The sequence below is a fragment of the Streptomyces sp. NBC_00457 genome, from assembly GCF_036014015.1.
Lineage (GTDB): Bacteria > Actinomycetota > Actinomycetes > Streptomycetales > Streptomycetaceae > Streptomyces.
Genome location: NZ_CP107905.1, coordinates 8,198,746 through 8,224,742, shown reverse-complemented (window position 1 = coordinate 8,224,742; position 25,997 = coordinate 8,198,746). Strand labels below are relative to the sequence as shown.

Annotated in this window: 23 protein-coding genes and 1 pseudogene; 7 read left to right on the top strand and 17 right to left on the bottom strand. The window is 69.4% G+C overall.

Annotated elements, in window-relative coordinates:
* Positions 1–32: 32 nt before the first annotated feature.
* The 15 genes and pseudogenes from OG828_RS37575 to OG828_RS37505 all read right to left on the bottom strand — a co-directional run bounded on the left by OG828_RS37575 (position 33) and on the right by OG828_RS37505 (position 16,125).
* Positions 33–1,346, bottom strand: a complete 1,314-nt coding sequence (locus OG828_RS37575; protein ID WP_328503699.1) for a pectate lyase family protein — start codon at positions 1,344–1,346, stop codon at positions 33–35.
* Between the two features lie 42 nt (positions 1,347–1,388).
* A complete protein-coding gene (locus OG828_RS37570) occupies positions 1,389–2,177 on the bottom strand; it encodes a rhamnogalacturonan acetylesterase (RefSeq protein WP_328503698.1) in 789 nt (262 codons plus the stop codon).
* 133 nt (positions 2,178–2,310) lie between these two features.
* Positions 2,311–3,660 (bottom strand): ABC transporter substrate-binding protein, encoded by a 1,350-nt coding sequence (locus OG828_RS37565; RefSeq protein WP_328503697.1) that lies wholly within the window; start codon positions 3,658–3,660, stop codon positions 2,311–2,313.
* Between the two features lie 73 nt (positions 3,661–3,733).
* Positions 3,734–4,792: pseudogene (locus tag OG828_RS37560) on the bottom strand (pectate lyase family protein); the annotation flags it as partial.
* Between the two features lie 42 nt (positions 4,793–4,834).
* A complete protein-coding gene (locus tag OG828_RS37555) occupies positions 4,835–6,343 on the bottom strand; it encodes a glycoside hydrolase family 43 protein (RefSeq protein ID WP_328503695.1) in 1,509 nt (502 codons plus the stop codon).
* A complete protein-coding gene (locus OG828_RS37550) occupies positions 6,340–7,185 on the bottom strand; it encodes a PmoA family protein (RefSeq protein ID WP_328503694.1) in 846 nt (281 codons plus the stop codon). Before OG828_RS37550 ends, OG828_RS37555 begins: the two co-directional genes overlap by 4 nt.
* The gene (locus OG828_RS37545; protein WP_328503693.1) at positions 7,185–8,339 is read right to left on the bottom strand and encodes a Gfo/Idh/MocA family protein; all 1,155 of its coding nucleotides are present in this window, start codon (positions 8,337–8,339) and stop codon (positions 7,185–7,187) included. Before OG828_RS37545 ends, OG828_RS37550 begins: the two co-directional genes overlap by 1 nt.
* A complete protein-coding gene (locus tag OG828_RS37540; RefSeq protein ID WP_328503692.1) occupies positions 8,336–9,619 on the bottom strand; it encodes a pectate lyase family protein in 1,284 nt (427 codons plus the stop codon). Before OG828_RS37540 ends, OG828_RS37545 begins: the two co-directional genes overlap by 4 nt.
* Positions 9,616–10,515, bottom strand: a complete 900-nt coding sequence (locus tag OG828_RS37535; RefSeq protein WP_443062465.1) for a carbohydrate ABC transporter permease — start codon at positions 10,513–10,515, stop codon at positions 9,616–9,618. The genes OG828_RS37540 and OG828_RS37535 overlap by 4 nt, the downstream gene beginning before the upstream one ends.
* Complete coding sequence (locus tag OG828_RS37530; protein ID WP_210575691.1) at positions 10,512–11,450, bottom strand: carbohydrate ABC transporter permease; 939 nt, start codon at positions 11,448–11,450, stop codon at positions 10,512–10,514. Before OG828_RS37530 ends, OG828_RS37535 begins: the two co-directional genes overlap by 4 nt.
* Positions 11,451–11,561: 111 nt before the next feature.
* The gene (gene araD / locus OG828_RS37525; RefSeq protein ID WP_328503691.1) at positions 11,562–13,292 is read right to left on the bottom strand and encodes an L-arabinonate dehydratase; all 1,731 of its coding nucleotides are present in this window, start codon (positions 13,290–13,292) and stop codon (positions 11,562–11,564) included.
* Positions 13,289–14,200, bottom strand: coding sequence for a dihydrodipicolinate synthase family protein (locus tag OG828_RS37520; RefSeq protein ID WP_328503690.1), 912 nt, complete (start codon positions 14,198–14,200; stop codon positions 13,289–13,291). Before OG828_RS37520 ends, araD begins: the two co-directional genes overlap by 4 nt.
* Entirely contained in the window at positions 14,197–14,877 is a 681-nt protein-coding gene (locus tag OG828_RS37515; protein WP_210575695.1) for a GntR family transcriptional regulator, read from the bottom strand. Before OG828_RS37515 ends, OG828_RS37520 begins: the two co-directional genes overlap by 4 nt.
* A 124-nt stretch (positions 14,878–15,001) precedes the next feature.
* Positions 15,002–15,595 carry a TIGR03086 family metal-binding protein gene (locus OG828_RS37510; RefSeq protein ID WP_328366911.1) on the bottom strand — a complete coding sequence of 198 codons (594 nt, stop codon included), beginning with the start codon at positions 15,593–15,595 and terminating at the stop codon, positions 15,002–15,004.
* 95 nt (positions 15,596–15,690) lie between these two features.
* Complete coding sequence (locus tag OG828_RS37505) at positions 15,691–16,125, bottom strand: VOC family protein (protein ID WP_328366908.1); 435 nt, start codon at positions 16,123–16,125, stop codon at positions 15,691–15,693.
* Positions 16,126–16,244: 119 nt separating this feature from the next.
* Between OG828_RS37505 and OG828_RS37500 the strand changes: the two genes are divergently transcribed.
* Positions 16,245–17,456: an MFS transporter gene (locus tag OG828_RS37500; protein WP_328503689.1), complete on the top strand. Its 1,212-nt coding sequence runs from the start codon at positions 16,245–16,247 to the stop codon at positions 17,454–17,456.
* On the opposite strand, the gene OG828_RS37495 is transcribed toward OG828_RS37500, so the two are convergent.
* Entirely contained in the window at positions 17,393–18,565 is a 1,173-nt protein-coding gene (locus tag OG828_RS37495; RefSeq protein ID WP_328503688.1) for a hypothetical protein, read from the bottom strand. The genes OG828_RS37500 and OG828_RS37495 overlap by 64 nt on opposite strands.
* A complete protein-coding gene (locus OG828_RS37490) occupies positions 18,562–19,503 on the bottom strand; it encodes a 5-dehydro-4-deoxyglucarate dehydratase (RefSeq protein WP_328503687.1) in 942 nt (313 codons plus the stop codon). Before OG828_RS37490 ends, OG828_RS37495 begins: the two co-directional genes overlap by 4 nt.
* Positions 19,504–19,706: 203 nt before the next feature.
* On the opposite strand from OG828_RS37490, the gene OG828_RS37485 reads away from it, so the two are divergent.
* From OG828_RS37485 to OG828_RS37460, 6 genes are all read left to right on the top strand, one after another.
* On the top strand, positions 19,707–20,531 hold the full coding sequence (locus OG828_RS37485) for an NAD-dependent epimerase/dehydratase family protein (RefSeq protein ID WP_328503686.1): 825 nt from the start codon (positions 19,707–19,709) through the stop codon (positions 20,529–20,531).
* Between the two features lie 302 nt (positions 20,532–20,833).
* Positions 20,834–21,604 carry a DeoR/GlpR family DNA-binding transcription regulator gene (locus tag OG828_RS37480; RefSeq protein ID WP_328366893.1) on the top strand — a complete coding sequence of 257 codons (771 nt, stop codon included), beginning with the start codon at positions 20,834–20,836 and terminating at the stop codon, positions 21,602–21,604.
* A gap of 75 nt (positions 21,605–21,679) precedes the next feature.
* A complete protein-coding gene (locus tag OG828_RS37475) occupies positions 21,680–23,050 on the top strand; it encodes an ABC transporter substrate-binding protein (RefSeq protein WP_328366890.1) in 1,371 nt (456 codons plus the stop codon).
* Positions 23,047–23,985 carry a carbohydrate ABC transporter permease gene (locus OG828_RS37470; RefSeq protein ID WP_210575703.1) on the top strand — a complete coding sequence of 313 codons (939 nt, stop codon included), beginning with the start codon at positions 23,047–23,049 and terminating at the stop codon, positions 23,983–23,985. Before OG828_RS37475 ends, OG828_RS37470 begins: the two co-directional genes overlap by 4 nt.
* Positions 23,982–24,827, top strand: a complete 846-nt coding sequence (locus OG828_RS37465) for a carbohydrate ABC transporter permease (protein ID WP_328366886.1) — start codon at positions 23,982–23,984, stop codon at positions 24,825–24,827. Before OG828_RS37470 ends, OG828_RS37465 begins: the two co-directional genes overlap by 4 nt.
* Positions 24,824–25,813, top strand: a complete 990-nt coding sequence (locus OG828_RS37460; RefSeq protein ID WP_328441266.1) for a zinc-dependent alcohol dehydrogenase family protein — start codon at positions 24,824–24,826, stop codon at positions 25,811–25,813. Before OG828_RS37465 ends, OG828_RS37460 begins: the two co-directional genes overlap by 4 nt.
* Positions 25,814–25,997: the final 184 nt, after the last annotated feature.

Below are 25,997 nucleotides of genomic sequence, written 5' to 3'. Positions count from 1 at the left end.
CCCGGCCCGTCCGCTCGCTCGCGCTCTTGGATTCAGCGCAGGCGGCCGGCGCCCGCGCGGTGGGCGACGATTCCCGGGACCGCCTTGGGGTGGTCGACCTTCGTCCGCAGGGTCGGCTTCCAGCCGGCGCCGGACTGGAGGGTCTCCTCCGGGATCTCGGCGTTGTGGACGGCGATGAGGTCGGTCCGCTTGCCGTTGACGTAGTTGTTCTCGGCGGTCAGCGGTGACTCGTTCCACTTCTTCAGCGCCTTGCCGACGCTCGCGCCGGGCGGCAGCGTGATCGCGTTGTCGGTGGCGTGGAGCTGCGAGGAGATGCCGACGCCGAAGATGTAGTAGTCGTCCTGCTGTTCCTCGTTCACCACGTAGTGGTTGTTGTAGACGTCGACCTGTCCGAACCGCACGCGCGGGGAACGCTGGAGGATCCCGTCGAAGCGGTTGTGGTGCATGGTGACCTTGAGCTTGCCGGCGTCGATGGCGGCGAGGCCGTCGCCGTTGCCGATCAGCATGTTCTTGTCGTGGTTCTCGTAGCGGTTCCAGGACACCGTCACGTAGTTGGAGCCGCGCACGATGTCCGTCAGGCCGTCGTGCTGCTGGAAGACCTTGCCGAAGTAGACGGGCCGCTCGCTGTCGGGGAAGCGCCCGTCGGTGAACGTGTTGTGGTCGAGCCACACGTGATCCGTGCCGTAGACGACGACGGTGTCGTACTCGGAGTTCCAGTTCCCGGTGTTGTTGTCGTCGGTCGGGTCCCACTTGGGGAAGCAGTCGAGTGGGGCCTCGATGGTGAGGTTGCGCAGGATGACGTTCGAGACACCGAGGATCTGGAGGCTGGCGCCGAGGATGGCGGAGTTCTTCCCGACGCCGACGATGGTGGTGTTGCTGGGGATGAAGGCCTTGATCTCCGCGTCCTGGTTGGCGGCGGACGCGACCCGCGCGTCCTCCTGCGGTCCCATGGCGACCTTGTCGTTGCCGTAGACGGCCGGGTCGTAGTCCTTGAGGTACTGCTGGAGGTCGTAGCCGTCGGTGACGAAGGCCTCGCAGCCCTGGGAGACGGCGTCGATCACGCCCTTGACCTTGATGATCTTCGGTGCGTCTCCCCCGGCCTGCAGCGCGGCCTTGAACTCGGCCCACGTGGTGACGGTGTAGACGTGCTCGGCGTCGGCTGCCGAACCACCGGTCGTCCCCGCACCCTCCGATCCCCAGCCGTCACCCGCGCTGAGGACCTGACGGCCCAGGTCACGGGGTCCGGCCTGGGCACTGGTGCCGGTGAGACCGAGGACGAGCGCGGTGCAGCCGATCAACACAGCTGCCTTGGTTGTGGCATGCGCATGCCATCTCTGTGCGTTCATTGTGCGGCTCTCTTTTCTGGTGGTCGTCTGTGGTCGGTGTGGTTACGCGGCGGCCTGCGGCCAGGTGATCCAGGACTCCGGGATCTCCTCGTCGAGCCGGCGCACGTCCTGCGGGCGGAGCACACGCGTACGCACCAGCTCCCGCGCCGCGATCCGCGCCACGGCGATCGCACCCGGCGGATTGAAGTGCGTGTTGTCCTGCTCGGTCTCGGTCCAGTTGAAGTACTTCTTCGTCGCCTCGACCCCGAGCCCCTGCCACAACGCGAGCGACAGCGCCTGAAGGTCGAGCAACGCCACCCGCTCCTCCTGGGCCAGCGCCCGCATCGCCGCCGGATAGTCGCCATGACTGGGCACAGCGTTGCAGCCCACATCGAACCGACGCCGCTCGACGGCCGTCGCCAGCACGGGCCGCGCCCCACGCGCCCGAGCCCCGTCGACGTACAACCGCAGATACTCCTGATACGTCGACCAGGGCTCCGTGTACCGAGTCGGATCGTCGGCCTTCTCGTCGTTGTGCGCGAACTGGATCAGGAGGAAGTCACCGGCCCGAATCTGTCCGAGGACGACATCGAGCCGCCCTTCATCGACGAAGCTCTTCGAACTACGGCCGTTCACCGCATGGTTGGAAACGGGCCGGTCCTTGTGGAGGAAGAAGGGAAGCGCCATTCCCCACCCGGTTTCCGGAGCGGCGGCGGCGTACTTCTGGGCGGCGGTGGAATCACCGGCGATGAAGAGGGTGCGGGGTCGGCGGCCAGATGCATGAGCGGTACCGGTCGCGACAATCGGAACGACCCCAAATGCAGCAGCAACCTGTCTACGACTGAGAGACACAACGGTGCCCTTTCAGTAAGGGGAAGATCACCCACCCAGGGGCGCGGGGCTGTATCGATTTGCGGCTCCGCCGCGTGGGCGCGACCAGCCACACCAGCCCCGCAGCCCCCCACAACCGAAACGCACCAATCTCTCAGCCGTTCTGTTCCTTCCACTCGGCCTGAGCCTCGTTCAGCTGGTCGGCGAGCGTGTCCAGAAAGTCCTTCGCGCTCATGTCTCCGAGCAGCACCTTCTGGAAGTTCGGCTCGTTCTCCGCCTTGGAAATCGTGTTCCAGTCAGGCAGGTAGTACGGCAGCTGCACAATCGTCGTCGACCCGTCACTCAACGCCTGCGCAGCCAGTTTCGTGGGCTCGGCCTCAGAGATCCACGCGTCCTTGGCCGCATCCGTGTTCGCCGGCACCTGCCCCGCCGACTTGTTGAACTTCGAGTTCTCCTCGGGCGACGTGGCGAACTCGATGAACTTCCACGCCGCGTCCTTGTTCTTGGAGCTCTTGAACAACCCCAGCCCGTCCACGGGGTTGGACACCTGGACCCGCTTGCCGCCGGAGCCGATCGGCTGCGGAATACCCCGGAACTTGTCGACCCCGAGCGCCTTCACATGATCCTGGTACGACCCCAGGTTGTGGTTCAGCATCCCGATCGTGCCGGAATCCCACTGCGCGACCATCTTGGTGAAGTCGTTGTTGAGGTCGGCAGCCGGAGTGACCTTCTTGTACAGAGCCGCGTACTTCTCCAACGCCGCCACGTTCTTGGGGTCGTTGACGGTCGTCTTCTCACCGCTCGCGTCCCAGAAGGACGTGATCCCGGACTGCCCGTACATCGCGTCCAGCGCCTGCGCGATGGACCCGGCGCCACCACGAATGGTGTAACCGAACTCGTTCTTCCCGGAGTTGGTCAGCTTCTCAGCGGCCTTGTAGAAGGCCTCCCAGGTGAGCGGCTCCTCCAGCCCGGCCGCCTTGAACAGATCGGTGCGGTAGTACAGGACACCGTTGTTCGCCGAGGTCGGAATCGAGTACAGCGCGTCGTCCCCGCCGCCGGCGGCCTTCAGCGACTCGACTATGTCCTCGTTGAGCTTGCCGTTCAGCGAGGACTTGGCGAGTCGGTCGTCCAGCGGCTCCAGCGCGTTCTGCGCGGAGAACCCGGCGAGCATGGCCGCGCCGACACCGCCGACGTCGGGCAGGCCGTCGGCCTGGATGGCGGTGTCGACCTTGGACTGGTACTCGGTGGAGGCGATACCGACGTACTCGACGTCGATGTCCGGGTTGGCCTTCTCGAAGTCGGCGATGATCTCTTTCCAGATGTCGGTGCGGACACCGCCGTTGTTGTCCCAGAAGACGACCTTGCCCTTGCCGCTGCCTTCCGCGCCCGTGTCACCGCCCGTCCCGCTGCCGTCGTCACCGCAGGCGGTGGCGGTCAGCGCGAGCACTGACCCCAGGGCGACCGCGATGGCCGCGCGCCTGCTTCTGCGAATACTGATCTTCATGGTCGGCTCTCTTCTTCTTCTGGATCCAGCTGAGTTATGAAGTTGTGGGGGTCTGAGTCGGCTCAAGCGCCACCCCGATCCGCTCCTGCGGGCCGGAGAACCGCTTCACGATCGCGGGCACGGCGGCGGCCGGGTCGAGCCGGTAGTCGTAGAACTCCCGCGGATCGAAGGCCGCACCCCACGCGTCGTGCCGCCCGCTGGTGTTCTTCAGGATCGACCCGCGCTGCACCAACTCGGCGGTGGCATCGGCCTGGTAGGGGTGCTGGACGTCCTGGTAGTAGGAGTTCTCGATGACCATCTTGGTCTTGCCGCGTGACCAGTTCCCGTACGTCCACACGGGGTCGCCGGGATCCACCTGTGCGGTCAGGTAGTTGTTGTAGAGGTGCGCGTACGCGGCGTTGTCGATGGACGGGTTGCGCTGCTTGGTGTGGGCGAACCAGTTGTGGTCGATGGTGATCTGGGTCTTGACGTTGGTGGTCCAACCAAGCCCGAACGTCTTGTTGTTGTTCTCGAACCGGTTGTAGGAGACGGTCACGTACTCGCTGTCCTTGCGGACGTCGAGCTGTCCGTCGCAGATGTTCGAGAAGCGGTTGTGGTCGACCCAGACGTGGTGGACGGTGTCCATCTGGATGCCGTCGAAGTCGGTGTCCTTGCAGTCCCAGTTGCCCTCGATCGCCGAGTCGCGGATCGTCATGTTGCGGATGATCACGTTGTGCGTGCCGGGGCTGAGATGGAACTCGCCCTGCACCAGCTCACCGCTCGCGCCGACCCCGACGATCGTCTTGTCCGAGGCGACCTCGACGCTCGCGCCGAACGGCTGAGCCGTGATCGTGCCCTGGACCCGGATGATGTACGGCTCCTCGGCGCCCGCGTACTTCATCAGCGAGGCCTGGTCGGTGACGGTGACGACCTTGCCGCCCGCGCCCCCGGTGGTACCGCCGGCGAGCGAGGCGAACCCGTGCGGCTGGTCGCTCCAGCGGGACCAGGAGGCCGGGGCGGCGGCCTTCGCCTCCCCGACGGATCCGAGGCACAGTGCGGCGACCAGGCCCACGACCGCGGCCAGGACGAGGCCGTACCCCGGTCTCGAAGCATGGGGCAAGCGCTTGCTATGGAGGCTGTGGAAGTGCGTCATTGCGGCTCCCGACGGGCGTAACAGGCTTACGGGTGACGTGAGTTACAGGGGGGTGATCCGGAAGTGCGTGAAGACCGCGGCGCCGGCGTGTCCCCCGCCGGCGGGCGCGAGCGCGAACAGTCCGAGCAGGGCGCCGACCCAGCGCCAGGGGGTGGCGGCGAAGACGGGACCGGAGGACGTCCAGCCGTCGCCGACGTCGTACGAGAAGCGGCAGCGTGCCCCGGAGCCGATCTCGATCCGCAGCCGGGCCCGTCCGCCGGGCGCGAGCCGCGGATGGGCGGCGTCCCGTTCCTGCTCGGCCACAGCCTCGGCGAACCGGTGCACCAGGTGGACCGTCCCGTCGGTCCCCCGCTGCAACCCGATCCAGCTGAAGGCGTCTCCGAGCACCGCGAGCCCTGCCCTGGACCCGGGCTCCTCGCTGTGGAGCTGCAACCCGACCTCCACCGTGCAGGGCGTCCCGGGCAGTCGCTGGGTGAGGACGCTCGGCAGTTTGCGCAGGTCGTGCGTGTCGGCCGAGCGGACGCAGGTGAGGCGGAGGCCGTCGCCGGAGTGCTGGGTGGCCCAGCCGTCCTGCGGGTTGGCGGTCCACGACCACTGGCGGCCGAAGCGTCCGCCGGGGAAGCCGTCGTCGGTGGCGGGCGCGGTGGCCGGCTGCGGCGGCAGGTCCGGACGCTTGTGTACGGCGACGGGGGCGCCGTCGTCGCCGAGCACGGGCCAGCCGTCCGTGCCCCAGCGCATCGGCTGGAGATGGACGACCCGGCCGTAGGCACCGCGCTGCTGGAAGTGCACGAACCAGTCCTCACCGGACGGGGTGCGCACCCAGCCGCCCTGGTGCGGTCCGTTGACGTCGGTGTCCTTCTGCTCGAGGACGATCCTCTCCTCGTACGGACCGAAGAACCCGCGCGAGCGGAAGGCGCCCTGCCAGCCGGTCTCCACTCCCCCGGCGGGGGCGAGGATCCAGAACCAGCCGTCGTGCCGGTAGAGCTTGGGGCCTTCGAGGGTGAACCAGCCGGGGATGCGGTCCCCGTCGACGATCACCTTGCCCTCGTCGAGGAGTGACGTCCCGTCAGGCTGCATCCGGTGGCCGGTGAGGCGGTTCTTGATGCCGGAGCGGGACTTGGCCCAGGCGTGGATCAGATAGGCCTCGCCGGTCTCCTCGTCCCAGAGGGGGCAGGGGTCGATCAGGCCCTTGCCCGCCTTGACGAGGTGGGGGCGGGTCCAGGGGCCCCGGATCTCGGGGGCGTTGATCTGGAAGATGCCCTGGTCGGGGTCGCCCCAGAAGATCCAGAAGCGGTCGTCGTGGTGGCGTAGAGCCGGTGCCCAGACTCCGCAGTCGTGGCGCGGGGATCTGAACTCGGCCGCCGGTTCCAGGCGCTCGAGTGCGTGGCCGACCAGGGTCCAGTTGACCAGGTCGCGGGAGTGGAGCAGGGGCAGGCCGGGGGCGCGGCCGAAGCTGGAGGCCGTGAGGTAGAAGTCGTCGCCCACGCGGACCACGTCCGGGTCGGACCAGTCGGCGTCGAGGATCGGATTGCGGTAGGTGTCGGTCGTCATGCGTTCACCGCCTTGCGGATCAGGGACGCCGCTTCGAGCCGGCTGATGCGGCCGTCGGCGACGACGGTGACGATCCGGCGGACGGCGGTCTCGCCGGGCGGGATCGGCAGCCGCTGTTCGGCGGCGAGGGAGGAGCCGACGCCGGGGTACTCCGTGGCGCGCACGAACCACCGGTCCCGGCGGGTGTGTTCGGTGGCCCCGGCGAAGATCAGGGTCCAGGTGGAGCCGGCGAGAGCCACCCAGGCGGCGCAGGTGCCGTGGATCTCCTGCTCGCCCTCGCGGTCGAGGGTGAACACGTCCGGCGCCGTGGACTCCTTGCGCGCCCGCCAGAAGAAGCCGCCATAAGCAGCGCCGGGGCGGCCGTTGGTGGCCGGGCTGCCGATCGACAGCAGGTTGGAGGTGATGTTGGTGAGGGAGAAGGTGAGGTCCAACGCCCAGGCGGCGTCGGTGAGTTCGGTGGCCGCCACGGTACGGCGCTCGCGCAGCAGCTCGGCTCCCGCGGCCACCCAGCGCAGCTCCTCCACGAAGCCGTCGGGGTCGCGGAGCTGGAACGCGGTGTGCCGCTGGGCTCCGTGGTTGTCCAGCTCGGTGGGGCCTTGGTCGCGGACGTAGGTGCGTCCGCCCCAGAAGTTGTGCCCCTCGACGTCGGGAACGGCGACACCGACGCCGAGGTGGTGGGTGTGGTCGGCGGGGCTCAGCTCGGTGACCGCCGTGCCGGCCAGGGTGGTGACGGGGTGCAGATAGGGGCGTGGGGAGAGCCGGGGGGCCAGCTCGGGCCGCGTCACATAGCGGGCGACAGGGCGGCCCGCGACGCGCAGGACCGGGGAGTCGGTGGTCGTCATCAGGTGCTCACCTCTTTCGGGCGCGCTTGCGGGAGCGCCCAGGGGGCGCCCAGCTCGGAGTAGAGGGAGAGGGTGTCGGCGGCGGCGGCGACGAGGCCGTCGACGCCGGGGACCACCCGGCGGCCCTCTTCGGGGACGAAGTCCCAGGCCTCCTCGGGCAGCGGGGCCGGGTCGGGGGCCAGTCGAATCGCTTCAACGACTTTCATGAAGGCGCCCGTCGAGTCCGGCGTGACCAGCAGCGCGGCGCCGGTGGTGACGTGGTCGACGAGGTTCTCCAGCAGGTCCGTACGGGCGTACTCGGTCTCCTCCGGGCCGTGGTCGGCGCGCTGGAGCAGCACGCGGTCCTGCTTGTACCAGAAGGTGATCCGGCCGCGGCTGCCGTGCACGAGGACGTACGGCTCGTCGGGAACCTCGGCGCACAGGGTCGCGGCGACGGTGACCGTGCGGCCCGTTGTGGTCGTGACGCGGACGCAGGAGGTGTCGTCGGACTCGATGTCGTTGGCGCGCAGCAGCTCGGTCTCGATGTCGGTGACGTCCTCGGCGCGGGTCGTGCCGTTCAGCGCGAGGGCGGTGGCGACGGCGTGCGCGAGCGGGTTGGTCAGCACTCCGTCGATCACCTCGACACCGTTCAGCCGCCGCTTGCCCGCCCACGGCGCACGCCGGTAGTACGCCTCAGCGCGCGCCCAGGCCCCCGCCCCGCCGATGCCGACCAGCTCACCGATCGCCCCTTCGGCGATCAGCTCACGGATCACCGGCACCGCGTGCGAGCCCAGCGACTGGAACCCGATCTGGCAGGCGACCCCCGCCCGGGCGACCCCGTCGGCCATCCGCCGGAACTCGGCGTACGACGGCGCGGGCGGCTTCTCCAGCAGCAGATGCACGCCCCGCTCGGCGGCGGTCAGGGCGAGGTCGGTGTGGGTCGGGATCGGCGTGCAGATCACGGCGATCCGCGCGCCGGTGGAGTCGAGGAGGGCGCCGAAATCCGGCGACTGGGCGGGCGTGCCCAGGCCGTCCGGGAGCTCCCCTTCCGTCAGCGGGGTCAGCTCGCAGATGCCCGCGAGCCGGACGATGCCCTTGTCCTGGAGTCGGCGGATGTTGTCGAGGTGCCAGCGGCCGTGGCCGCGCGCGCCTGCCAGGACGATGTCTACGCTCATGGGATCCTCCCCGCGCCCGCGCCGCGCGCCACCTCTCGGTCGGCCCGCTCGGCGCTGTCGATCTTTGTGTGCAGGGTAGGTGTCCAGCCGACGTCTGCCGTGAGATCGCGTTCGCTGCCGGAGTTGTAGGCGTTGTGGATCGCCAGCAGGTCGACCGGGTAGCCGTTGAAGAGGGTGCCGGTCTGGTGCAGGGCGGTGCCGTTCCAGCTCTTCACCAGGTCGGCGGCCTCGATGTGGCCGGGGGTGTGGAAGGCGTTGTTCTCGGCGTAGAGGGCGGACTCGGTGGAGACGCCGAGTGAGTACCGGTGGCCGTCCTCCACGTCGTACCGGTTGTTGTAGACGTGCACCTGTCCGAAGCGGACGCGCGGGGCGCGTTGTACGACGGACTCGAATTCGTTGTGGTGCAGGGTCACCCGGAGCTTGCCGCGATCGCCCGTCGCCGTGTCGCCGTTGCCGATCAGCATCGCCTTGTCGTGGTCGGCGAACCGGCTCCAGGAGACGGTGATCAGATCCGAGCCGCCCGTGATGTCCAGCAGGCCGTCGTGGCGGAGGTAGTTGCGGGCGAAGTAGGTGGGTTCCTTCGCGTCGGGGTGGCCCTTGTCGCTGGCGGTGATGTGGTCGACCCAGACGTGGGTGGCGCCGTTCAGCCACAGGGTGTCGTACGCCGTCTTCCAGTCGCCGAGGCCGCCGGTGTTGGGCTGCCAGACGGGGAAGCAGTCGTAGGCGTCGCGGAGTTCGAGGTTGCGGATGATGACGTTGTTCGCGTTCTTGACCTGGAGGCTCGCGCCCTTGAGTACCGCCGAGGAGCCGAGGCCGACGATCGTGGTGTTGGAGCCGACGTTCAGGACGACCCGTTCGGTCTGCCGGGCGGCGGAGGCCTGGCGGGCCTCCTCCTGGGGGCCGCTCGGCTTCGCCGCACCCCAGGTGCGGGGATCGTAGGCAGCGAGGTACTTCTTCAGGCTGTAGCCATCGGTGGCGTAGTCGGCGCAGTCCAGGTGGTGGCCGTCGTCGTCGGTGTTGGCGTCGATCGTCCCGGCGATCCGGATGATCTTCGGGGTGTCGCTGCCGCCGTCGAGGGCGCGGACCAGTTCGGCGCGGTCGCTGACGGTGAAGACGTGGGCGTCGTCGGCCGCCGATCCTCCGGTGGTGCCGGGACCGTACGCCGCCCAGCCGTCGTTCACGGGCAGGGTGTCGCGGCTGATGTCACGGTCCTCGGCGTGGGCGGGGACGCTGAGCGCGGCCAACACGGCCAGCGGCACGATGAGCTGATGCTTTCTCACCCCTTCACCGCCCCCGCGCTGAAGCCGGTGATCAGCCACTTCTGGATGAAGGCGAAGACGATCACCACGGGTACGGCGGCGATGATGCCGCCCGCGGCGAGCGCGCCCAGGTCGACGCTGTCCGCGCTCATCAGGGTGTTGAGGCCGACGGGGATGGTCTGCTTGTCCTGGTTGTTGAGGAACATCAGGGCGAACAGGAAGTGGTTCCAGGAGTGCACGAAGGCGAAGGAGCCGACGGCGATCAGACCGGGCCGCAGCAGCGGCAGGACGACGATCCGGAAGGCGGTCATCCTGTTGCAGCCGTCGACCCAGGCGGCCTCCTCCAGGGAGTACGGCACGTTCTTGATGAAGTTGCTGATCAGGATCATCGACAGCGGCAGCTGGAAGACCGTCTCCGCGAGGATGACGCTGCCCAGCGAGTTGATCATCTGCAGTTCGGCGAAGATCTCGAACAGCGGCACCAGGAGCAGCGCGCCCGGCACGAACTGCGAGCACAGCAGGCCCAGCATGAAGGCCCGCTTGACCTTGAAGTCGAACCGGGCGAGGGCGTAGCCGCCGGCCAGCGCGACGATCGTCGTCATGACCAGGGTCGCGACGCCGACGAGGACGCTGTTCTGGAAGTAGGTGCCGAAGGACCGGTCCGTCCACACCTTCTCGAAGTGGTCGAAGGTCATCGGCCAGGGCACCAGCGAGGTGGATCCTGCCGGGCGGAGCGCGAAGAGCAGGATCCAGTAGAAGGGGATCAGGGTGAAGACCAGGTAGATCCCCAGCGGGGTGTAGATCTGCCAGCGCGGGGCCTCGTCCCAGGCGCGGCGCTTCTTCGCCGGACGCTGCGGCTCGGGTGCCGGGCGGCGGGCTGCCGGGGCGACTGCGGTGGCCTCCTTGATGGTGCTCACTTGGCCTCACTTCCGAACTTGCTCAGCCGCAGATAGACCATCGAGCAGAAGAGCAGGATCACGAACGCGACGGTGGTCAGGGCCGACGCATAGCCGAAGTTGTGGGCGTCGACGCTGGTGTTGGCGATGTAGAGCGGGAGTGTCGTCGTCTCGCCCGCCGGTCCGCCGCCGGTGAGCGTGTACAGCAGGTCGACGTTGTTGAACTCCCAGACCGCGCGCAGCAGCGTGGACAGGATGATCGCGTCCTTCAGATGGGGCAGCGTGATGTGCCAGAACTGCTGCAGCCTGGTCGCCCCGTCGACCTCGGCCGCCTCGTACAGGTCCTTCGAGACGGACTGGAGGTCGGCGAGGATGAGGATCGCGAAGAAGGGCACGCCGCGCCAGAGATCGGCGACGATCGCCGCCGGGAAGACGGTGGAGGTGTCCGACAGCCAGCTGGTGCCGTAGGTGCCGATGCCCATGTCGGCGAGGTAACGGGTGATGCCCGTCTGGGAGTTGTAGAGGAGCACCCAGATCGCGGAGGTCAGCACACCGGAGACGGCCCACGGCGAGAACACCAGCGCGCGGCCCAGTCCCCGTCCGACGAACGTCTGGTTGACGATCAGCGCCAGCGCGAGACCGAACAGCAACTGCAGCCCGACCTCGACGACGACCCACTTCGCGCTGAAGACCAGCGTGTCCCAGAAGATCGGGTCTTCGGTGAAGGCGTGGACGAAGTTGTCGAAGCCCGCGTAGCCGTTCCGCCAGGGTTTGGTGGGGTTGTAGTTCTGCAGGCTGTAGTAGAAGACGCTGAGCACCGGGTAGGCGATGAAGCCGAGCATCAGCACGGCGGCCGGGGCGATCAGCAGGTACGGCAGTCTGCGCGGGGTGGCAGAGGCACGGCGCCGCCGCCTCGGTGGCGCGGGCGGTTTCGCCACGGCTGCGGCTTGGGCCATGACTGTTCTCCGTTCTCGTGCGTTTGCTCGTGCGCTCACTCGTCACGCGGGTGAAGCGCTTACCGATCAACGTTCGGGATCTCGACCGAAGAGGGTCCGGCCGAGAGTGGTTCAGCCCGCGTACGGGTCCTGCACCGTGCCCGGCCGCGCGAGGAACTCGAAGTCGCAGCCGGTGTCCGCCTGGGTGATCTGTTCGTTGTAGAGCGCGCCGTATCCACGCTCGTACCGCACGGGCGGCGGCGTCCACTCCGCCCTGCGGCGCTCCAACTCCTCGTCGTCCACGTTGAGTTGGAGCGTTCGCGCGTCGACGTCCAGGGTGATCGAGTCGCCCGTGCGCACCAGCGCGAGCGGGCCTCCGATGTACGACTCCGGCGCCACGTGGAGCACGCACGTGCCGTAACTCGTGCCGCTCATCCGGGCGTCGGAGATCCGCACCATGTCCCGTACACCCTGCTTCAGCAGATGGTCGGGCAGGGGCAGCATCCCGTACTCCGGCATGCCCGGACCGCCCTTGGGCCCGGCGTTGCGCAGCACCAGCACGCTGTCGGCGGTGATGTTCAGCGCCGGGTCGTTGATGGTCCGCTGCATCGCCTTGTAGTCGTCGAAGACGACCGCGGGGCCGGTGTGCTTGAGCAGGTGCGGCTCGGCGGAGATGTGCTTGATGACGGCGCCGTCCGGGCAGAGGTTGCCGCGCAGCACGGCGACCCCGCCTTCTGGCGCGACCGGGTTATCGCGCGGGCGGATGACGTCGTCGTTGTGGACGACGGCACCCTCGATCTGCTCGCCCAGGGTTCCGTTCACGGTCGGCCGGTCCAGGTGCAGCAGGTCGGTGATCCGCGAGAGGAAGGCAGGCAGGCCGCCGGCGAAGTGGAAGTCCTCCATGAGGTACGTCCGTCCGCCGGGCCGTACGTTGGCCAGCACCGGCACGGTGCGGGCGATGCGGTCGAAGTCGTCGAGGGTGAGCTTGACGCCGGCCCGTCCCGCCATGGCGATCAGGTGGATCACGGCGTTGGTGGAGCCGCCGAGACCCAGGACGGTCGTCACCGCGTCCTCGAAGGCCTCGCGGGTGAGGATGGAGGACGGCGCGATCCCGGTCCAGGCGAGCTCCACCGCGCGGCGCCCGGAGGCGGCCGCCATCCGCTCGTGTCCGGAGTCGACGGCCGGTATCGAGGAGGCGCCCGGCAGGCTCATGCCGAGAGCTTCCGCCGCCGCGGTCATCGTGGAGGCGGTCCCCATGGTCATGCAGTGACCCGGCGAACGCGCCAACCCGCCCTGGAGTTCGCGCAGTTCACAGTCGGTCAGGTTGCCCGCGCGGTGCTCGTCCCAGTACTTCCACATGTCGGTACCGGACCCCAGGGTCGTACCGCGCCAGTGCCCCGGCAGCATCGGACCCGCGGGAACGAAGATCGACGGCACATCGGCCGAGACCGCGCCCATGAGCAGCGCCGGCGTCGACTTGTCGCAGCCGCCGAGCAGCACCGCCGCGTCGATCGGATACGACCGCAGCAGTTCCTCCGTCTCCATCGCGAGCAGGTTGCGGTAGAGCATCGGGGTCGGCTTCTGGTAGGTCTCCGAGAGCGTGGAGACCGGGAACTCCAGCGGGAAGCCGCCGGCCTGCCACACCCCCCGCTTGACCGCCTGGGCGCGCTCGCGCAGATGGACATGGCAGGGGTTGATGTCGGACCAGGTGTTGAGGACGGCGATCACCGGGCGGCCCCGGTACTCCTCCGCCTCGTATCCCAGCTGGCGCATGCGGGCGTTGTGCGACCAGGTTCGCAACTGGCCCTCGGTGCCGTACCACTGGTGGCTTCTGAGTTCTTCCGGGCGCTTTCTTCCGGTCATATGGACCACCCCGCGGCGATCGCGGCGACCTCGGCGCGTTCGTCCTCGGGCAGCAACTTGCTCGGCGGGCGGACGTCGCGGCGGCACAGGCCGAGGGAGGCGAGGGCCTCCTTGACGACGGTGACGTTGTTCGCGGAGCCGTTGGCGGCGCGGAGTTCCTCGAAGCGGCGGATCTGCTCCCAGACCTTCATGGCGGCCGGGTAGTCGCCGGATCGAAGCGCTTCGATCATGTTCAGCGAAACGGACGGGGCGACGTTCACGAGTCCCGAGGTGAAGCCGGTGGCGCCCGCGGAGAAGTAGGAGGGGGCGTAGGGCTCGGCGAGGCCGGCGACCCAGACGAAGCGTTCCAGGCCCGCGTCGCGGGCGAAGGCGGCGAACCTCGCGGCGTCCGGGACGGCGTACTTCACGCCGATGACGTTCGGGCAGGCGTCGGCGAGTTCGGCCAGGCGGAAGCCGCTGAGCTGGGCGTTGCGGAGGTACGGGACGACGCCCAGCTCGGGCACGGACTCGGCGATGGCGCGGTGGTAGTCGACCCAGCCGCCCTGGGAGACGTACGGGTGGACGGGCTGGTGGACCATCACCATCTGGGCGCCGAGTTCACGGGCGTGCCGGGCGGAGGCGACGGCGGTGGGGATGTCGTGGCCGACGCCGACCAGGATGGCGGCGCGGTCGCCCGCCTCGTCGACGGTCAACTCGGTGACGAGCTGCCGCTCTTGGGGCGTGAGGGTGTAGAACTCGCCCGTGTTCCCGTTCGGCGTGAGGATGCCGATGCCGCCGTCGAGCAGCCGACGCAGCAGGGCCCGGTGGGTGTCCTGGTCGACGCTGCCGTCCTCGGCGAACGGGGTCACCGGGATCGCCACCACGTCGGCCAGGGCCGCCCGCTGGGCCTCGAACGTCACGCTGCTCATTCCTGACCTTCCTCGTCCTGCTGCTCGGCCTGGATCTCTTCATGGGCCCCGGGGAAGGCCCGCCGCACGAACGACGCGATGTGCGCGTGGAGGGCGCGGGCCGCACCGTCCGCGTCGCCCTCCAGGGCCAGCCGCAGGATCTCGCGGTGCTCGCCGGCCTCCCGGTCCCAGGAGGGCGAGGCGGCCCAGGCGACGGCGGAGACGAGGGCGGCCTGGTCGCGGACCTCGTCGAGCATCCGGCCGAGCAGCGGGTTGCCGCAGGGCAGGTACAGGGCGCGGTGGAACTCCCGGTTGGCGAGAGAGCGTTCGGCGGTGTCGCCGGCCGCGTCGGCGCGGGTCAGCGCGGCGCGCGCGGCGTCGAGCGAGGCGCCGCGCCGGACCGCGCGCTTCAGCGCCTCGGGCTCCAGCAGCAGCCGCACGTCGTAGACCTCGCGTGCCATGTCCGCGTCCACCATGCGCACCGTGACGCCCTTGTACTGGTTCATCACGACGAGCCCGGTCCCGGCCAGGGTCTTCAGCGCCTCCCGCACGGGGGTCTTCGACACCCCGAACTGCGCGGCGAGCTCGGTCTCGACCAGGGCCTGACCGGGCGTCAACTGCCCGGTGAGGATGCGGCGTTTGATCTCCTCCTGCACATATTGCGTGCGGGAGGGGATCGGCGTGGGCACAGAGGTCATGCGCGCCTCTCGGATCTCACATATCGCGTCTCATATATGACGTACGAAGTACGACGCGTTGAAGGTAAGAGGGGCGCAATGTTTCGTCAATGCTTCTGACAGGTTCTGCCGAAGGAAATTGAAGTTACGGCGCGGGCGTCCACCCCGGGTCGCGGCCGCTCAGGCCCACCGCTCGGTCGAGCAGTGGTGCGTCCTCCGGTACCGGGACGACCGGGCCGAAGATGCCGCCGCCGCGGGAGGGGTCGTCGGCTGCGGCGAGGAGCAGGCCGTGGCAGAGCTGGAGGGCGGCGGGGTCGGGCTCGTAGGGCTGGCCGGTGGCGCGGGCCAGGTCCCAGCCGTGGATGACCAGCTCGTCCACGGCGACGGCTCCGGCCTCCGCGCCCGACAGCGGCACACCGCCCGCGCGGGTCTCGCCGGTCCAGGCCGCCGGGTCGCGCCAGGCCTCGGCGAGTTCGTCGAGGACCTTGGGCAGCTCCTCGCGCCAGCCGGGTGCGATGTCCGGCACGGAGGCGCCGGGGTCGGTGTCCGTGCCGGGGCCGAGGTCCTTGCGGCCGGCGTCGCGGAAGGCGGCGGCCAGGTGGGTGAGGTGCCCGAGCATGTTGCGCACGGTGTAGTCGGGGCAGGGCGTCACGTCCCCGAGCCGTTCGTCGGGCACACCGTCCGCCAGGCGTGCCACGATCCTGGTCTGCGGGCCGAGGTCGATGATCGGCTCGGGCATGGCGGGTCCTCCTGATGTCGGCGGTCGCGGTCTCTGCTCAGGTGGTGGACCCGCCCACGACACAAAACTCATCGGCCGGTCCGCTCATCGCCTCCTCAGCGTTGCGCGAGCGGCGCCGGCATCTCCTGGACCACCCAGCCGTTGCCGTCGGGGTCCTTGAAGAACACGAAGGAGTTCCAGTCGCCCTCGCCCTTGCCCTCCTCCCACCCGGACGCGCCCACATGTCGCACCGGCCCGACCTCGACACCCCGCGCGACCAGTTGCTCCCGGGCCGCCTCGATGTCCGCGACGCAGAGCTGGAGGCCCTGGAGCGAGCCGGGCGCCATCTCCGGCTGGCCCGGCGTCTGCGGCAGACCGCTCTGCAGCACGATGGAGCACCGCGAGCCGGGCGGCGTGAGCTGCACCAACCGCCCGCCCTCGAACGGCGAGACATCGACGTCGGCATGGAAACCGCACTGATCGGCATAGAAGCTCTTGGCCCGGTCCACGTCGGACACCGGGACCGGGATCACTTCAAGGGTCCATTCCACAGGGCTGCCTCCTCGCCCGGACGACTGACCGGCGCCCGTCCTTCCATCGTGCTTCCGCAGCCGTATTAAGGCATCTGCCCGATGCCCGCCACCCTGCCTTAGAACCACCATGACCAGGCATGACACCGACCTGGACAGTGCTGCGCGACCGCAACGCGGGGCTGTATCTCTCGGGCGTGGTCGTCTCCGGCTTCGGTACGTCGGCCCTGTGGCTGGCGTCCGGCGTATGGGTCAAGGACCTCACCGGCTCGGACGGCCTGGCCGCGCTCAGCATGCTCGCCATGTGGGCGCCGACCCTGTTCGGCCCCCTCCTGGGCACGCTCGCCGACCGCACCCGCCGCAAACCTCTCCTCATCGGCACCAACGTGCTCCTGGCCGCCCTGTTGCCCGCCCTCCTCACCGTCGACTCCGCGGACGGCCTGTGGCTGCTGTTCGCGGTCCTGTTCGTGTACGGCGCGGCGGGCGTCGTACATGACGCGGCGGAGTCGGCGCTGGTCGTCACCGCCGTCGACCGATCCCTGCTCGGCGACTTCAACGGGCTGCGGATGACCGCCACCGAGGGCATGAAACTCGTGGCCCCGCTGGCGGGCGCGGGCCTGTACACGGCGTACGGCGGCCCGAGCGTGGCGCTTCTGGACGCGATGACGTTCGCGCTGGCCATCGGCCTGTACGCCGGTCTCCGCGTCCGGGAGGAGAAGCCCCGGCCGGTCTCCGGCGGGCGTGGGCGGACCTCCGAGGGCGCCCGGCACCTGCGGGCGCACCCCCGACTGCGGCCCCTCGTCCTCGCGGGCGGTACGACGATGCTCTGCGCGGGCGTGAACGGCGCGCTGGTCTACGCCGTCGTCGACGGCCTCGGCCACTCCCCCGCGTACGCCGGGCTGCTCGCCGCCGTCCAGGGTGCCGGTTCGGTGGCGGTCGGCCTGCTCTCGGGCGCGGGGCTGCGGCGCCTCGGCGCACCTCGTTTCGCGGCGTGCGGGATGGCGGTGACGGCCGTCGCGGCGGCCCTGCGGGCGGTGCCGTCCGACGCGGTCGCCCTGGTGTGCAGCGCGGCGATCGGCGCGGGGCTGCCGTGCGTACTGATCGCCGCGTTGACCGCCGTACAGCGGGAGACACCGGATGCGCTGCTGGGGCGTACGGTCGCCACGGCCAACACCTTGATGTTCGCGCCGAACGTGGTCGGGCTGGCCGTGGGCGCCGGTCTCGTCGAACTGGTCGACCACCGGCTGCTGTTGCCGGTCCTGGGCCTGGCGTGGCTGACGGCGGCGGCTCAGCTCGCGGTGAGTGCGGCGCGCACCGCCTCCAGGTCGCCGTCCGATGCCAACCCGGCGTGATACAGCCGCATTTCGGTCGCCCCGAGTTCCCGGGCGCGGGCCAGGTCCGCGGAGAGCGTGGCCGGGCTGCCGCCCATACCGGAGACGACGGTGAAGTTGGCGGCGATGACAGCACTCCCCCGCTCCACACCGCCCTGCTCCACGAAGGGCGTGAGCAGACCCGGCCCGCCCGCGCACGGTACGACCACACCGTCCGCCACCGACAGGATGTGCTCGGGGTCCACCCCCGCGTTCGCACCGCAGTGGTACGACACCGGGTCGGCGTGCAGCAGGACCTGCAAGCCGTCGGGAGCGGCCGCGCGCACGGCTCGGACCGCGGCCTCCTGGAGCGTGCGGGCAGTGTCGTCGCGCCACGCGCGCGTGGCCGTCGCGTTCGTCTCGCCGAGCAGCTTCTCGATCGCCGCCCAGCCTCCGTCGGAGGGGGCGCCCTGCCACACGGGCTCCAGCGCGGTGCGTACGGCTGCCGCCAACTCGTCGGCGTCCAGACCCTGTTCGCCGTACCCCGTGCGGCAGTGCGGGCAGAAGCAGAGCGACATCAGGTACTGCCCGGCGTCCCCGAGGCCCACTCCGCCGGTCTTGTCGTGGGCGTGCAGGTGCTGCAGCCCGTACCAGCCGAGGGACTCCAGTTCGGTGCCGCGCGCGCCGGGCCGTACCGCCGCCTCGGCGGCCAGGTCGATCAGGTACGCGCGCGTGTCGGGCTGGGCGATACAAGGCGCCCACGGGTAGCGGTCGCCGTAGGCGTTGACGACCGAGGTGTCCGGATGCTCGGCGCCCATACGGGAGTTGTGCGCGAGGACGACCCAGGTGTGCACCTCCAGGCCGGCGTCCGCGAGCGCGGCGGCCGCCTCACCGTAGGCGTCGCCCGGGGCCCAGTCACCGGCCGCGTACGGGCGCAGCTGCCGCCCGGCCCACCGGTCGTCCATGGGATACAGCACGGCCGCGTGCTCGGCGGTGACGATGCGGTGACGCGGGTGGCGGGGGGTGAGGGCGCGGGTGGAGTGGTAGGCGGCGGCGAGCGTCACCTGCCGCACCCCGAGCGCGGCGATCCGGCCGGGGGCCGCCGGGTCGCCGTTGACGTCCCAGGGGTAGGCGAATGTCGACGCCTTCACGCATCCTCCTGCAGCAACTCGTAGCCCCTGTCGATGAGTTCGGCCAGCTCCTTCACATGTTCCCCGGCCGGTTCGTGCAGCGGCGACCGTACCGGACCGACGTCGAGCCCCCGTAGCCGTACGCCCGCCTTGACCAGCGAGACGGCGTAGCCGCGGCCCTGGGCGCGCAGGTCGACGAAGGGCCGGTAGAAGCCGTCAAGCAGCCGGTGCGCGGTGGTGTCGTCGCCGGAGCCGAGCGCCCGGTGGAAGGCGAGGGCGATCTCCGGGACGAAGCAGAACACGGCGGAGGAGTAGAGGGTGATGCCGATGCCGCGGTAGGCGAGCTGGGTCTGTTCGGCGGTCGGCAGTCCGTTGAAGTAGAGGAAGTCGCCGGGGGCCTCGGTGCGGACGGCGCTCACGACGCGCTGCATGAGGTCCAGGTCGCCGAGCCCGTCCTTGAACCCGATGATCCCGTCCGTGCGGGCCAGTTCGACGGCCGTCTCCGGCGTGAACACGGCGTTGTCGCGCTGGTAGACGATCACGGGCAGCGCGGTCGCGTCCGCCACCTCCCGGTAGTGCCGCAGCAGCCCCTCCTGCCCGGCGACGACGAGGTACGGCGGCATGGCGAGCAGCCCGTCCGCCCCGGCCGCCGCCGCGAGCCGCGCGTACCGCACGGCGAGCGCGGTGCCGTAGCCGGCGCCCGCGACGACCGGGACGCGCCCCTCGGCCGCCTCGACGGCCGCGCCCACACAGGCCTCGAACTCCTCCGGCGTGAGCGCGTGGAACTCCCCGGTGCCGCAGCAGGCGAACACGGCGGCGGCCCCGGCCTCGACGCCCCGGCGGACATGGGTGCGGTAGACGTCCAGGTCGACCGCGCCGTCGGGGCCGTAGGCGGTGACGGGGAAGAACAGCGGCCCGCTGGGGATGCTCAGGCGTGCGGCAAGGGGGGCTGGCGTCACGGGCGCTCCCTATAACGAGGACGGCTGCGAACGAGGGCGGTTGCACAGGAGGAGAACGGCATGCAGGTTTCTGATCAGAGTTTACGTTTATGAACGCAGGCTGCGCCACCCTTGACGGGCAAGGTCGGTGATCCCTAGCTTGTCCATGAATGTGAATACCGTGCGTGCATGCATACGGCCCCTGAACTCAAGGAGAACCGAGGATGCCAGCCCCCCGCATCGTTCTGCTCACCGGCGCCGCCGGCGGGCTCGGCACCCTGATGCGGGACCTGCTCCCGGACTACGGCTACACACTCCGCCTGCTCGATCTGCGCCCGATCGAGGGCGAGCCGGACGCGATCGTCGCCGACCTCGCCGACAAGGGCGCCCTGCGCGAGGCCGTCCGGGGCGTCGACGCGATCATCCATCTCGCGGGCATCTCCCTGGAAGCCCCGTTCGAGAAAATCCTCAGGGCGAACATCGAGGGGACGTACAACCTGTACGAGGCGGCCCACCAGGAGGGCGTCGAGCGCATCGCCTTCGCCTCCTCCAACCACGCGGTGGGCTTCACGCCCCGCCCGCAGGGCGACGCACCCCACGATTCAAGCGCACTGATCCCGATCGACACACCGCGCCGCCCCGACACCTTCTACGGCCTGTCCAAGTCATTCGGCGAGGACCTCGCCCAGTTCTTCTGGGACAAGCACGGCCTGGAGACCGTCTCCGTGCGCATCGGCTCCTGCTTCCCCGAGCCGACCAGCGTGCGCATGCTCTCGGTGTGGATGAGTCCGGCCGACGGCGCCCGGCTCTTCCACGCGGCCCTGACCGCCGAGCACGTCGGCCACACCGTCGTCTACGGCTCCTCCGCCAACACCCGCCTGTGGTGGGACCTGACCACCGCGCGGGCCCTTGGCTACGCACCGCAGGACGACTCCGAGCCGTACGCCGAGAAGCTCATCGCCGAACAGGGCGAGCTCGACCCGGAGAACGTGGCGCACGCCTACCTCGGCGGCCACTTCGTCAGCGATCCGCCGATCTGGCCGTACTGACGTCCGACTTCACTCATACTTGCTTCACTCATACGTACGCGAGAGCACTTCTACGGCGGGCGGGCACCGAACGGGCCCGCCCGTCGGCGTATCCGGGCACGGGTCCTGCCCGATCTCACGCCCTTCTCGACAGCCGTGCTGGTCCGAGGCGGGCACCGGTAGAGTCGAACGGGCACACACGGGCATTATCGGGCCCCCAACAGGCCTGGTCAGTGTCGCGCGCCCGCTGTAGAACTTCCTCCATGGGTCCCACCGGGCCCGAACGGGCAACGGAGCTCACCGTACGAAGGCAGGTGTCGGTCATGGGCGAGAAGACCGCGGAAGAGCGTCAGCGGGAGATCGTCCGCGTCGCTCGCGCCTCCGGCTCGGTCGATGTCACCGCGCTCGCCGCCGAGCTGGGCGTGGCGAAGGAGACCGTACGACGGGATCTGCGCGCCCTGGAGGACCACGGACTGGTCCGCCGCACCCACGGCGGCGCGTATCCCGTGGAGAGCGCCGGTTTCGAGACGACGCTCGCCTTCCGCGCCACCAGCCATGTCCCCGAGAAGCGACGCATCGCGGTCGCCGCGGCCGAGCTGCTCGGGGACGCCGAGACCGTCTTCGTCGACGAGGGGTTCACCCCCCAGCTCATCGCCGAGGCACTCCCCCGGGACCGGCCGCTGACCGTGGTCACCGCGTCCCTGCCGGTCGCGGGCACGCTCGCCGAGGTCGAGGGCATCTCGGTGCTGCTCCTCGGCGGCCGGGTCCGCTCCGGCACCCTGGCCACCGTCGACCACTGGACGACGAAGATGCTCGCCGGCTTCGTCATCGACCTCGCCTTCATCGGCGCCAACGGCATCTCTCGCGAACACGGTCTGACCACCCCCGACCCCGCGGTCAGCGAGGTCAAGGCACAGGCCGTGCGCGCCTCCCGGCGCACCGTGTTCGCGGGCGTGCACACCAAGTTCGGGGCGGTGAGCTTCTGCCGGTTCGCCGAGGTCGGCGCACTGGAGGCGATCGTCACGAGCACCCTGCTCCCGACGGCCGAGGCCCACCGCTACTCATTGCTGGGGCCACAGGTCATCCGGGTCTGAAAATCCACCCCCCCCTGTAGGGCACCTCCTTGCCCGGCAACACCCCTTATCTCCCCAAATGTTCAGGAGCGATCCATGCGAACCCAGAGCCGTCGGAGGCCGCGAGCCACACTCGCCGCGGTCGCCGCAGGGACGCTGCTCGCCCCGCTGCTCACCGGCTGCTGGGTCGGCGCGGGCGGGGCCGGATCGGGCGGAAACTCGATCAACGTCCTCATGGTGAACAACCCCCAGATGGTGGAGCTCCAGAAGCTCACCGCCGCCCACTTCACCAAAGAGACCGGCATCAAGGTCAACTTCACCGTCCTCCCCGAGAACGACGTCCGCGACAAGATCAGCCAGGACTTCGCCAACCAGGCCGGCCAGTACGACGTGGCCACCCTGTCCAACTACGAGATACCGATCTACGCCAAGAACGGCTGGCTGCACGAGATGGACTCGTACGTCGCCAAGGACCCGGCGTACGACGAGCAGGACATCCTCAAGCCGATGCGCGAGTCCCTGACCGCCGAGGACGGCAAGCTCTACGGCCAGCCCTTCTACGGCGAGTCGTCCTTCCTGATGTACCGCAAGGACGTCTTCGAGAAGCAGGGCCTGACGATGCCCGCGCACCCCACCTGGCAGCAGGTGGCGGACCTCGCCGCGCAGACCGACGGCGCCGAGTCCGGCATGAAGGGCATCTGTCTGCGCGGCCTGCCGGGCTGGGGCGAGGTCATGGCTCCGCTCACCACGGTCGTGAACACCTTCGGCGGCACCTGGTTCGACAAGGACTGGAAGGCCCGGCTCGACTCCCCCGAGTGGGAGAAGGCGGTGAAGTTCTATGTCGACCTGGTCCGTGACCACGGCGAGTCCGGCGCCGCCCAGTCCGGCTTCGCCGAGTGCCTGAACAACATGACCCAGGGCAAGGTCGCCATGTGGTACGACGCCACCTCCGCGGCCGGTTCCCTGGAGTCCGCCGACTCCCCGGTCAAGGGCAAGGTCGGCTACGTGCCCGCGCCGGTCGAGAAGACCGAGTCCGCCGGCTGGCTCTACACCTGGGCCTGGGGCATCCAGGACGCCTCCCGCAACCCCGACAAGGCCTGGAAGTTCGTGTCCTGGGCGTCCAGCAAGGAGTACGAGCAGCTGGTCGGCGACGAGATCGGCTGGTCGAACGTACCGGCGGGCAAGCGCGCGTCGACGTACGAGAACCCCGACTACCGCGCGGAGGCCGCCGCCTTCCAGGAGACGACGAAGGAAGCCATCGAAGGCGCCCAGCCGAACGACCCGGGAGTGCAGCCGCGCCCGGCACCCGGCATCCAGTTCGTCGGCATCCCCGAGTTCACCGACCTCGGCACCAAGGTCTCCCAGGAGATCAGCGCGGCCATCGCCGGACGCCAGTCCGTCGACTCGGCCCTGAGCAAGTCCCAGCAGCTCGCCGAGAAGATCTCCGAGGAGTACGAGGGACGATGACCGCCACGACCACCGCTCCGATCGCCACACCAACCGTCCGCGCCGAGAAGCGCCCCTCGGGACGCATGCGCGCCTGGGCCACCCGCGCCCCCCTCCTCCCCGCCCTGATCTTCATGATCGTCGTGACCCAGCTCCCCTTCGTGGCCACGCTGGTGATCTCGTTCTTCGACTGGAACTCGCTCTACCCCGACGCCCGCGAGTTCACCGGCTTCGCCAACTACTCCGAAGTCCTCACCGACCCGGACCTGCGCCGTTCCGTATGGACGACGATCCTGCTCACCGTGGCCGTGGTGCTGGCCAGCCTGGTCCTGGGCCTGGCCCTGGCGCTGCTCCTGGACCGGAAGTTCAAGGGCCGGGGACTGGTCCGCACCCTGCTGATCGCCCCCTTCCTGGTCGTCCCGGTGGCTGCGGCGCTGCTCTGGAAGCACGTCCTCTACAACCCCGAATACGGCCTGTTCAACGGCCTCTTGCACTACGTCGGCGGCCCACAGCCGGACTGGATCTCCAACACCCCGCTCCTAGCCGTCGAAGCCGCGCTGGTCTGGCAGTGGACCCCGTTCATGATGCTGATCCTGCTGGCGGGCCTGCAGAGCCGCGACCAGCAGCAGATGGAGGCCGCGCGGGTGGACGGCGCGAGCGACTGGCAGATCTTCCGCTACCTGACGCTCCCGCATCTGCGCCGCTATCTCGAACTGGGCGCCCTGCTGGGCTCGATCTACATCGTCCAGAACTTCGACGCGGTCTTCACGATCACATCGGGCGGCCTGGGCACCGCCAACCTCCCCTACACCGTCTACCAGACCTTCTACCAGGCCCATGAGAACGGCCTCGCCTCGGCCGCCGGCGTCCTGGTGGTCATCGGCTCGATCATCATCGCGACCTTCGCCCTGCGCGTCGTGTCGTCCCTGTTCCGCGAGGAGGTGGGCCGCGCATGAGCGACATCGCCGTACGCATCCGCAAGCGCAAGGGCATCAGCCTGGGCCTGGTGGCCTGGCTGACCGGCATCGTCTTCTTCCTGCCCATCGCCTGGATGGCGCTGACGTCCTTCCACTCCGAGGAGGACGCGGCGACCAACCCGCCGTCCATCGCGGCCGCCCTCACCCTCGACGGCTACCGCGAGTTCTTCGGAGCGGGCGGCGGCGCGAGCCCCTGGCCGTCCCTGATCAACTCGGCGGTGGCATCGGTGGCGTCGACACTGTTCGTCCTCCTCCTCGCCCTCCCCGCGGCATACGCCCTGTCGATCCGCCCGGTGAAGAAGTGGACGGACGTCCTGTTCTTCTTCCTCTCCACGAAGATGCTGCCGGTGGTGGCGGGCCTGCTGCCCATCTACCTGTTCGCCAAGAACACGGACATGCTCGACAACGTCTGGCTGCTGGTCATCCTCTACACGTCGATGAACCTGCCGATCGCGGTCTGGATGATGCAGTCCTTCCTCTCCGAGATCCCGGTGGAGGTGATCGAGGCGGCCAGGGTGGACGGTGCGCGACTCCCGACGATCCTGGCCCGAGTGGTGGCCCCCATCGCCCTGCCAGGCATCGCCGCAACCTCCCTCATCTGCTTCATCTTCAGCTGGAACGAGCTGCTGTTCGCGAGGGTGCTGACAGGCGTCGTAGCCGAAACGGCCCCCGTCTTCCTGACCGGCTTCATCACCAGCCAGGGCCTGTTCCTGGCGAAGGTGTGCGCCGCGTCGCTCGTCATCTCCCTGCCGGTGCTCGCCGCGGGGTTCGCCGCCCAGGACAAGCTGGTCCAGGGCCTGTCGTTGGGAGCCGTCAAATGAAGGCCGCCGTCATCGAGTCCGTGGGCAAGGCCGTCGTAGCCGAGGTCCCGGACCCGACGCCAGGACCACGCGATGTCGTGGTCGAGGTCGCGGCGTGCGGCCTGTGCGGAACGGATCTGCACATCCTCCAGGGCGAGTTCGCCCCCAAGCTGCCGATCGTGCCCGGCCACGAGTTCGCGGGCGAGGTGGTCGGGGTGGGAACCCAGGTCACGGAGCTGTCGATAGGCGATCGAGTAGCGGTGGACCCATCCCTCTACTGCTACGAGTGCCGGTACTGCCGCACGGGCCACAACAACCTCTGCGAACGCTGGGCGGCGATCGGCGTGACGACGGCCGGGGGTGCGGCGCAGTACGCGGTGGCTCCGGTGGCGAATTGCGTACGACTGCCCGAACACGTCCGCACACAGGACGCGGCACTGGTGGAACCGTTGTCCTGCGCCGTCCGTGGCTACGACGTCCTCCAATCCCGCCTAGGCGCCCACGTCCTCATCTACGGCTCCGGCACGATGGGCCTGATGATGCTGGAACTGGCCAAGCGGACCGGCGCGGCGAGCGTCGACGTGGTGGATGTGAACCCCACCCGCTTGGAGACAGCCCGCCGCCTGGGCGTCTCATCCTCGGCCGCGAACCCCGACGAACTCGACCGCCCCCAGGGCTGGGACCTCGTCATCGACGCCACCGGCAACGCTGCGGCGATCCAGGACGGTCTGGAACGGGTGGCGAAGGCGGGCACGTTCCTGCAGTTCGGCGTGGCGGACTACGCGACGCGCGTGACGATCGACCCGTACCGCATCTACAACCAGGAGATCACCATCACGGGCTCAATGGCAGTCCTCCACAGCTTCGAACGCGCGGCAGAACTCTTCGCAACGGGCGTCCTGAACCCCGACATCTTCATCAGCGACCGCATCCCCCTGGACCGGTACCCGGAGGCACTGGACCAGTTCGCATCGGGGGTCGGCCGCAAGATCGTGGTAGTGCCGTAGCCCTTTCTTCGCCCCCGCCGCCCCTACCCGTCCCATCCTGAAGGGGCTCCGCCCCTTCAACCCCGCCAGGGGGCTCTGCCCCCTGGACCCCCGCTCCTCAAACGCCGGAGAGGCTGGTTTTCCAGCCTGTCCGGCGTTCGAAGACGAGAACCGCCATCCCCAACCCCCACCCACCCGCTGGGGG

What these genes read in the sequence shown, in the direction of transcription:
- OG828_RS37575 (WP_328503699.1), bottom strand. Translation starts at nt 1,346, where the DNA reads ATGAACGCACAGAGATGGCATGCGCATGCCACAACCAAGGCAGCTGTG.
- OG828_RS37565 (WP_328503697.1), bottom strand. Translation starts at nt 3,660, where the DNA reads ATGAAGATCAGTATTCGCAGAAGCAGGCGCGCGGCCATCGCGGTCGCC.
- OG828_RS37555 (WP_328503695.1), bottom strand. Translation starts at nt 6,343, where the DNA reads ATGACGACCGACACCTACCGCAATCCGATCCTCGACGCCGACTGGTCC.
- OG828_RS37550 (WP_328503694.1), bottom strand. Translation starts at nt 7,185, where the DNA reads ATGACGACCACCGACTCCCCGGTCCTGCGCGTCGCGGGCCGCCCTGTC.
- OG828_RS37545 (WP_328503693.1), bottom strand. Translation starts at nt 8,339, where the DNA reads ATGAGCGTAGACATCGTCCTGGCAGGCGCGCGCGGCCACGGCCGCTGG.
- OG828_RS37530 (WP_210575691.1), bottom strand. Translation starts at nt 11,450, where the DNA reads ATGGCCCAAGCCGCAGCCGTGGCGAAACCGCCCGCGCCACCGAGGCGG.
- araD (WP_328503691.1), bottom strand. Translation starts at nt 13,292, where the DNA reads ATGACCGGAAGAAAGCGCCCGGAAGAACTCAGAAGCCACCAGTGGTAC.
- OG828_RS37520 (WP_328503690.1), bottom strand. Translation starts at nt 14,200, where the DNA reads ATGAGCAGCGTGACGTTCGAGGCCCAGCGGGCGGCCCTGGCCGACGTG.
- OG828_RS37515 (WP_210575695.1), bottom strand. Translation starts at nt 14,877, where the DNA reads ATGACCTCTGTGCCCACGCCGATCCCCTCCCGCACGCAATATGTGCAG.
- OG828_RS37510 (WP_328366911.1), bottom strand. Translation starts at nt 15,595, where the DNA reads ATGCCCGAGCCGATCATCGACCTCGGCCCGCAGACCAGGATCGTGGCA.
- OG828_RS37500 (WP_328503689.1), top strand. Translation starts at nt 16,245, where the DNA reads ATGACACCGACCTGGACAGTGCTGCGCGACCGCAACGCGGGGCTGTAT.
- OG828_RS37485 (WP_328503686.1), top strand. Translation starts at nt 19,707, where the DNA reads ATGCCAGCCCCCCGCATCGTTCTGCTCACCGGCGCCGCCGGCGGGCTC.
- OG828_RS37480 (WP_328366893.1), top strand. Translation starts at nt 20,834, where the DNA reads ATGGGCGAGAAGACCGCGGAAGAGCGTCAGCGGGAGATCGTCCGCGTC.
- OG828_RS37475 (WP_328366890.1), top strand. Translation starts at nt 21,680, where the DNA reads ATGCGAACCCAGAGCCGTCGGAGGCCGCGAGCCACACTCGCCGCGGTC.
- OG828_RS37470 (WP_210575703.1), top strand. Translation starts at nt 23,047, where the DNA reads ATGACCGCCACGACCACCGCTCCGATCGCCACACCAACCGTCCGCGCC.
- OG828_RS37465 (WP_328366886.1), top strand. Translation starts at nt 23,982, where the DNA reads ATGAGCGACATCGCCGTACGCATCCGCAAGCGCAAGGGCATCAGCCTG.
- OG828_RS37460 (WP_328441266.1), top strand. Translation starts at nt 24,824, where the DNA reads ATGAAGGCCGCCGTCATCGAGTCCGTGGGCAAGGCCGTCGTAGCCGAG.